Genomic DNA, 7,300 nt, shown 5'->3' with positions numbered 1-7,300 from the left:
GTACCCCCCCCCCCCCCCCCCCCCCCCCCCCCCCCCCCCCCCCCCCCCCCCCCCCCCCACCCCCCCCCCCCCGGCCCCCCCCCCCCCCCCGCGGGCCCCCGCCCCCCCGGGCCCCCCGCCAATCCCGGTGGGCACGCGCACCCGCCTCGCATCGCCGTGCGAGGCGGGTGCGGTTCGGTTCGTGTTCGACCGGGGCCTCGGCCGCCGACGGCCGCGCCCCGTCATCCGCCGCCTCACTTCGCGTAGATCGTCGGGCGGGATGCGCGGGGCGGACGCCGATTCTCGGCGTGAAGCGAATCGATTCGATGAATCAAGCAGGGCGGACGCGGCCCGTCCACCGGAGACAGTGAAGGCCTCCACCACGTGAAAGGCCGTATTCAACGAAACATCGATGTCACCGAACCGTCACTTCATTGACACGCTTCAGTGACCGGTCCTACGATCCTTTCGAATCGGTTCGCAAGTGCAGCCCTCCGAAGAGCGTCCCCCCCAACGCCCTGCAAGGAGCCGCCCGTGAAATCCCCCTCCCGCGGCAGGCCGCGACGAGCCCGTGCGCTCGTCACCCGCCTCGCGGTCGGCCTGCTCGTCACGGTCGCCTCCGTGACCGTCACCGGTTCCCCGGCCCAGGCCGCCGACGAGTCGATCACCGTCGACTTCTCCACCACCAGCGGTGCGCCGACCTACCGCGCCTCCGGCTGGATCTACGGCATGCCGGAGAACGCCGTCGGACCGGCCGACCACTTCTTCCGCGACGTCAACTTCCGTTTCATGCGCGCCGGTGGCGCGCAGCTCCCCGGGAGTGGCTGGGTCGGCGGAACCTACGACCGCCGGTGGAACTCCACCCTCGCCCAGGCGCGCAGGACCATCGCCCTCGGCGGTCAGTTCATCCTCCTGCCGCACGACCTGTGGGGGGCGGACGGCGCCGGGATCTCCCGCTTCCCCGGCGACAACGGCAACTGGACCGACTACGACAACTTCCTGAACCGCCTCGTCAACGACGTCCGGGCCTCCGGGCTGAGCGTGCAGTGGGACATCTGGAACGAACCCAACATCACCCTGTTCTGGAACCGCCCGATCTCCCAGTACCTCGAACTGTGGCGCCGCACCTACCAGCGCATCCGGGCGGAGTTCCCCAGCCAGCTCATCGTCGGCCCGAGCTGTGCCTGCGTCCCGTCCACCACGCACACCTTCTGGAACCAGTACCTGGACTTCGTCCGCTCGACCGACACGGTGCCGGACATCATCAGCTGGCACTCGCTACCCGGCGACCCGGTCGCCAACGTCGCCGCCGCCAACGCCACCCTCGACCCGCGCGGCATCCCGCACCCCCGGCCGTACCAGATCAACGAGTACGGCGCGCCCGAGGAGCAGAACCCCGCCGACGGCGCCTGGTACATCGCACGGCTGGAGCGGGCCCGCGCGGACGGCCTGCGGGCGAACTGGGCCGGTGGCGGCAACCTGCACAACGACCTCGCCAACCTGCTGGTCCGCGACTCGGCCGGCCGGCACCAGCCCAAGGGCGAGTGGTGGGCCTACCGCTACTACGCCTCGCAGACCGGGCAGGTCGTCTCGGTGACCGCCGGCCCGTCGTACGACGCGCACGCCACCAAGGCAGGCGGGGTCGCGAAGGTACTGGTCGGTGGCGGTCGCACCACCGGAAACCTGACCGTGAACCTGCAGCGCCTGGACACCACCAGCGGCATCGTGCAGAACAACCAGGTGCGTGTCCTCACGCAACGCATCCCGTACAACGGCGGCGGCGCGGTGCAGGGCCCGATCACGGTCTCGAACAACGTGGTGAACCTGTCGAACAACAACGTCACGGTGACCCTGCCGTACGGCAACCAGACCGACACCTACACCATCACCCTGCTGCCGCCCTCGGACGGCGGCTTCCAGTCGGTGGCGGTCGCCCAGCACTCCCGCCCGGACGCGACACCGTGGACCCCACTCGCCCACCGTCGGTGAGCCTGGCGGGCCGGAGTCACCGTCAGCACGATGACGGTGCTGTCGAATCGCCTCGACCACACCATCGCCATGGAACATCCGCAGGTCCTCGCTTTTTCACAACGGAACAGGAGTAACACCGTGCGAAACCCGTTACCCAGCAGGTCAGGGCAGGTCCGCGATCCCATGCCCCGACGCCGTCGCCTCCGGCTGCTGAGCGCCCTGGCCGGCGTGCTCACCGGCGTCCTCATCGTCGGCGGCGCCACCCCCGGCACCCAGGCTCCGGCTGAGGCAGCCGCCTCGGCGTCGGCGGCCGCCATCGAGCCGGGGCAGAGCACCAGAATCGTGGGCACCGCGTCCGGCCGCTGTCTCGAGGTCCCCAACTCCAGCACCGTCAACGGCACCCAGGCACAGCTGTGGGACTGCAACGGCGGCGCCGGCCAGATCTGGACCTGGACGTCGAGCAAGCAGCTCATGGTCTACGGCAACAAGTGCCTGGACGCCTACGGCCGGGGCACCGCGAACGGCACCACGGCGGTGATCTGGGACTGCAACGGCCAGACCAACCAGCAGTGGAACGTCGACGCCAACGGCACCATCACCGGCGTGCAGTCCGGCCTGTGCCTCGACGCCAACGGCGCCGGCACCGCGAACGGCACCAAGATCCTCCTGTGGGCGTGCCACGGCGGCACCAACCAGCAGTGGGCCTCGCCCACCACTCCGACACCGACGCCGACTTTGACTCCGACGCCACCGCCGCCCGGCGCGCGCCCATGTGACATCTACGCCTCCGGCGGCACCCCGTGCGTGGCGGCCCACAGCACGACGCGGGCGCTCTACTCGGCGTACGCCGGCAACCTGTACCAGGTCCGCCGCTCGTCGGACAACACGACCCGCAACATCGGCCTGCTGGCCGCGGGCGGCACCGCCAACGCCGCGACGCAGGACTCGTTCTGCACCGGCACGACCTGCGTGGTGACGGTCGTCTTCGACCAGTCAGGACGGGGCAACGACCTCTGGTACCAGGGATCGAGCGTGGTTCCCGGCTCGCCGCAGAGCAGGCCGGCGATCGCGACCTCGGAGTCCCTCACCGTGGGCGGCGCGAAAGCGTACTCGCTCTACATCAACCCCGGCAACAGCTACTGGCGGGACGGACACCTCACCGGCGTGCCGACCGGTGCCGCCCCCGAGGGCATGTACATGGTGACCAGCGGTACCCACGTCAACAACGGCTGCTGCTTCGACTACGGCAACAGCGAGACGACGAGGAAGGCCGACGCCGCCGGGGCGATGGACGCCATCAACTTCAGCACCCAGTGCTGGTTCGGCGGCTGCTCCGGCACGGGGCCCTGGGTGCAGGCCGACCTCGAATGGGGCCTCTTCCCCGGTGGCAGCCAGAGCTGGAACCCGAACCAGCGCGCCTTCAACAGCAAGTTCGTCACCGCGACCCTGAAGAACAACGGCACCACGCGCTTCGCGATCAAGGGTAGCAACGCCCAGTCCGGCAGCCTCTACACGCTGTGGGACGGCGCGCTCCCGCCCGGATACAGCCCGATGAAGAAGCAGGGCGCGATCATCCTGGGCAGCGGCGGAGACTGTTGCAAGCCCGACGGCGGTGCGAACCTGAGTGCGGGCACCTTCTACGAAGGGGCCATGGTCGCCGGCTACCCGTCCGACGCGACCGAGAACGCGGTACAGGCCAGCGTGGTGTCCGCCGGCTATCGCTGACCGGGCACAGAGCGGTAAGGGTTCCCCAGGTCTTTTTGGAGGTCTGATGAGCAACCGCACGGTCCATCCGATACTCCGTAGGGCGGCCATCCTGATCACCGCGACGCTCCTGCTCGCGGTGAATCTGGCCGGCAGCGGTTCGGCGGAAAGGATGCAGATGTGGGACAACGGTGTCGCCGACACCCCACCGATGGGATGGAACAGCTACGACTCGTTCAACTGGAGGGTCACCGAGGCCGACGTCCGGGCCAACGCCGACTACATGGGCGCGAACCTGCGGCAGCACGGCTGGCAGTACGTCGTCATCGACTGGGCGTGGTATTACCCCGGCCAGCACACCGGCAGCCCCAACCAGGACGCCAACCTGCAACCCCGGCTCCGGATGGACACCAACGGGCGGTTGCTGCCCGACACCACCCGGTTCCCCTCGGCGGCCGGCACCAACGGATTCAAGCCGCTCGCCGACTACGTGCACGCCCAGGGACTGAAGTTCGGCGTGCACCTGATGCGAGGCATTCCCCGGCAGGCGGTCGCCGACAACGTGCCGATCCTCGGCACCGACTGCCGCGCCAACCAGATCGACAACGGCACCACCGCGGCCTGGCTCAACCTCATGTGGGGTCTGGACATGTCCAACCCCTGCGCGCAGGCGTACCTCGACTCGGTGTTCCAGTTGCTCGCCTCCTGGGGGGTCGACTTCGTGAAGGTGGACGACATCGCCGCGCCGACGTACCGGCAGGCGGAGGTCGAGGGGTACCGGCTCGCGATCCAGCGCAGCGGTCGCCCGATGGTGCTGAGCCTGTCGCCCGGTGCGACCCCGCTGGCCGGCGGATCGCACGTGCGGGCGAACGCGCACATGTGGCGGATCGTGAACGACCTGTGGGACAACTGGCCGGCTCTCGACGCGTTGTTCGACCAGTTGCACAACTGGACACCGCACCGGGCGAAGGGAGCGTGGCCCGATCCGGACATGATCCCGATCGGGCGGCTGTCGAAGTACGGCCCGGTCGGCTCACCGCGATACTCCAACCTCACCGCCGACGAGCAACGCACGCTCATGACCCTGTGGGCGATCAACCGGGCGCCGCTGATGTGGGGCGGCAACCTCGTCGAGAACAGGCCGGCGGAGCTGGCGTTGATGACCAACTCCGCGGTGCTCGCGGTCGACCAGCACAGCACCGACAACCGCCGGCTCTACGGAGGGACCCGGCAGGTGTGGACCGCCAACGTGCCGGACAGCGACCACCGCTACGTCGCCCTGTTCAACCGCGAGAGCGCGACGGCCAACGTGTCGGTGAACCTCGCCGACCTCGGCATCGGCTCGGCCGTCGTGACCGACCTGTGGTCCGGCGCGAACCTCGGCACCTCGACCGGGACGTTCACCCGTTCACTGCCCCCGCACGGTTCCGGGCTCTACCGGCTGGCTCCCCAGACCACCACCCCGACACCGACCACCTACACGATGACCGCGCGGCACAGCTCGAAGTCGCTGGACGTCAACAACGCCGCGACGACCGACGGCGCGAACATCGTGCAGTGGACGGCGAACGGGCAGGCGAACCAGCGCTGGCGCTTCCAGGACGCCGGTGGCGGCTACTACACGGTGACGAGCGTCAGCAGCGGCAAGTGCCTCGACGTGTACGGCGGCGCCACCGCGACCGCGAACGGCGCCCGAGTGGTCCAGTGGGCCTGCAACGGAGGCACCAACCAGCAGTGGCGACTCCAGGACGCCGGCAACGGTTACGTGCGGCTCGTCGCCCGCCACAGCGACAAGTGCCTCGACGTGCTGAACGCCGGCACCGCCGACGGAGTCCAGGTCGTGCAGTGGACCTGCGGCACCGGCACCAACCAGCAGTGGCTGCGCACCCAGGTGTGACCGTGGGCGAGTGAGCCATCAGATCTCGGGGGCGGGACGACGACCGTCGTCCCGCCCCCGAGGCCGGAGCGACCTCCGAGGAAGGGAGGAGAAGGAACGGGTGCGGAGTTCAGCGGATGTTTCCGGTGTGTCCGCGCGGTCGCACCAGTCCCGCGTCGAACGCGGCGATGACGAGCTGCGCTCTGTCACGCGCGTCGGCTTTGGCGAGCAGGTGAGAGATATGCGTCTTGACGGTTTTGACGGATATCGTGAGCCGGGCGGCGATCTCATCGTTCGACAGGCCCCGCCCGACGAGGGTGAGCACCTCGACCTCCCTGCCGGTCAACCGTCCCACCGGCGGACGCGGGTGCGAGCGCGGCGTCATCACGTAATGCTCGACGAGCCGGGTGAGGATCGACGGGGCGAAGAGGGACTCCCCTCGATGGGTGCGCCAGATCGCGTCGATGAGGTGCTCGGGCACGGTGTCCTTGAGAAGAAACCCCGAAGCACCGGCGTGAAGGGCTTCGTAGACGTACTCGTCCAGCTCGAACATGCTCAGCACGAGAATTCTGCTCGTCGCCAGCACCGGGTCGGCGCTGATCTCCCGGGTGGCCTTGAGCCCGTCGAGCCGGGGCATGCGCACATCCATCAGGATCACGTCGGGTCGGGTCGCTCGCGCCACGGCCAGCGCCTCCACGCCGTTGCCGGCCTCGCCGACGACGGCCAGGCCGGCCGCGTTGTCGATGACCATCGCGAGACTCCTGCGGAGTAAGGGCTGGTCATCGGCGAGCATCACCCGGACGGGGCGGTCGCCGTCGTTCACGTGACGACCTCGTCCGGGATCCGGGCGACGACCCGGAAGCCTCCTTCGACGTCCGCGGCGTGGAGGCTGCCCCCGAGACCTGAGAGGCGTTCCCGAAGTCCCGCCAGACCGTGGCCCGCGCCGGGCCTGGCCGACCAGGGGCCGTCGGGGCCGCTGTCGGCGATCGTGACCACCACTGTGCCCCCGTCCCTGTAGAGGTGCACCGACACGGTGGTGGGACCGGCATGACGCGCCGAGTTGTTCAAGGCCTCCCTCACGGTTTTACAGATCGCGACCTGGACCCCCTGGGAGACCTCGCCCAGCGGTTCGAGGTCCAGCCGGGTACGAAGGCCGGTGACCTCCGCACCGCGGACGATCGCGGGAAGCTGCTCGAGACTCTCCACGGGCAGGCGCGGAACCTCCTCGTCGCGGGAGTCTCCGGATGTGCGGAGCACGGTCAGCATGCGACGCAACTCGGCCGTCGCCTGCCTGCCCGCCGCCTCGATGTCCGCGAGGGCCTCCCGCAGCTCGGCGACGTCACGCCCGTCGGCGTTCGTGACCTGACGGACCGCGGCGGCGCGAACGGTGATCAGCCCGAGACCGTGGGAGACGATGTCGTGCAGGTCCCGCGCGATCCGCATCCGCTCCGCCAGCACCGCCTCCGTGGCGGCCCAGCTGGTGAGCCGCGCCTCGTAGTCGGCACGGGTGGCGCGCGTCCGCCGGACCGCCCAGACCGCGACGCCGATCGCGATCGCCGCGATCACCGAGGGCACGACACCGGCGAGTGGTCCTTCGGCTCCTGCCGCGAGAAGGAGCACCAACAGCACGACGAACACCACGCCACTGACCAGCCCGGCGTGTGAACGCCATACGGGCCGCTGAAGCGTATTCATCACCGTCATCCTAGGCGCCTGACCCGAAGCCCTTGCCAGAGCGCGGGAAAGCGACGCCGGTGTCCCCTGCCTGAT

5 protein-coding genes are annotated in these 7,300 nt (G+C 69.7%); 3 read left to right on the top strand and 2 right to left on the bottom strand.

Going from position 1 to position 7,300, the window contains the following annotated elements:
* Window positions 1-513 precede the first annotated feature (513 nt).
* The 3 genes from ACIBH4_RS17405 (at window position 514) to ACIBH4_RS17395 (ending at window position 5,551) form a co-directional block, all read left to right on the top strand.
* Window positions 514-1,968 carry a hypothetical protein gene (locus ACIBH4_RS17405; protein ID WP_362770161.1) on the top strand — a complete coding sequence of 485 codons (1,455 nt, stop codon included), beginning with the start codon at window positions 514-516 and terminating at the stop codon, window positions 1,966-1,968.
* Window positions 1,969-2,133: 165 nt separating this feature from the next.
* Complete coding sequence (locus ACIBH4_RS17400; RefSeq protein ID WP_362770159.1) at window positions 2,134-3,675, top strand: arabinofuranosidase catalytic domain-containing protein; 1,542 nt, start codon at window positions 2,134-2,136, stop codon at window positions 3,673-3,675.
* A 46-nt stretch (window positions 3,676-3,721) separates the two neighbouring features.
* A complete protein-coding gene (locus tag ACIBH4_RS17395) occupies window positions 3,722-5,551 on the top strand; it encodes an alpha-galactosidase (protein WP_362770157.1) in 1,830 nt (609 codons plus the stop codon).
* Window positions 5,552-5,660: 109 nt separating this feature from the next.
* Here the strand turns inward: ACIBH4_RS17395 and ACIBH4_RS17390 are convergent, their stop codons facing one another.
* On the bottom strand, window positions 5,661-6,353 hold the full coding sequence (locus tag ACIBH4_RS17390) for a response regulator transcription factor (protein ID WP_362506379.1): 693 nt from the start codon (window positions 6,351-6,353) through the stop codon (window positions 5,661-5,663).
* Window positions 6,350-7,225: a histidine kinase gene (locus ACIBH4_RS17385; protein WP_362506382.1), complete on the bottom strand. Its 876-nt coding sequence runs from the start codon at window positions 7,223-7,225 to the stop codon at window positions 6,350-6,352. Before ACIBH4_RS17385 ends, ACIBH4_RS17390 begins: the two co-directional genes overlap by 4 nt.
* Window positions 7,226-7,300 lie beyond the last annotated feature (75 nt).

Origin of the sequence: Streptosporangium sp. NPDC050284 (assembly GCF_044459525.1) — a bacterium.
Lineage (GTDB): Bacteria > Actinomycetota > Actinomycetes > Streptosporangiales > Streptosporangiaceae > Streptosporangium.
The sequence above is the reverse complement of the archived record's forward strand: the minus strand, read 5'-3'. Positions and strand labels throughout refer to the sequence as shown.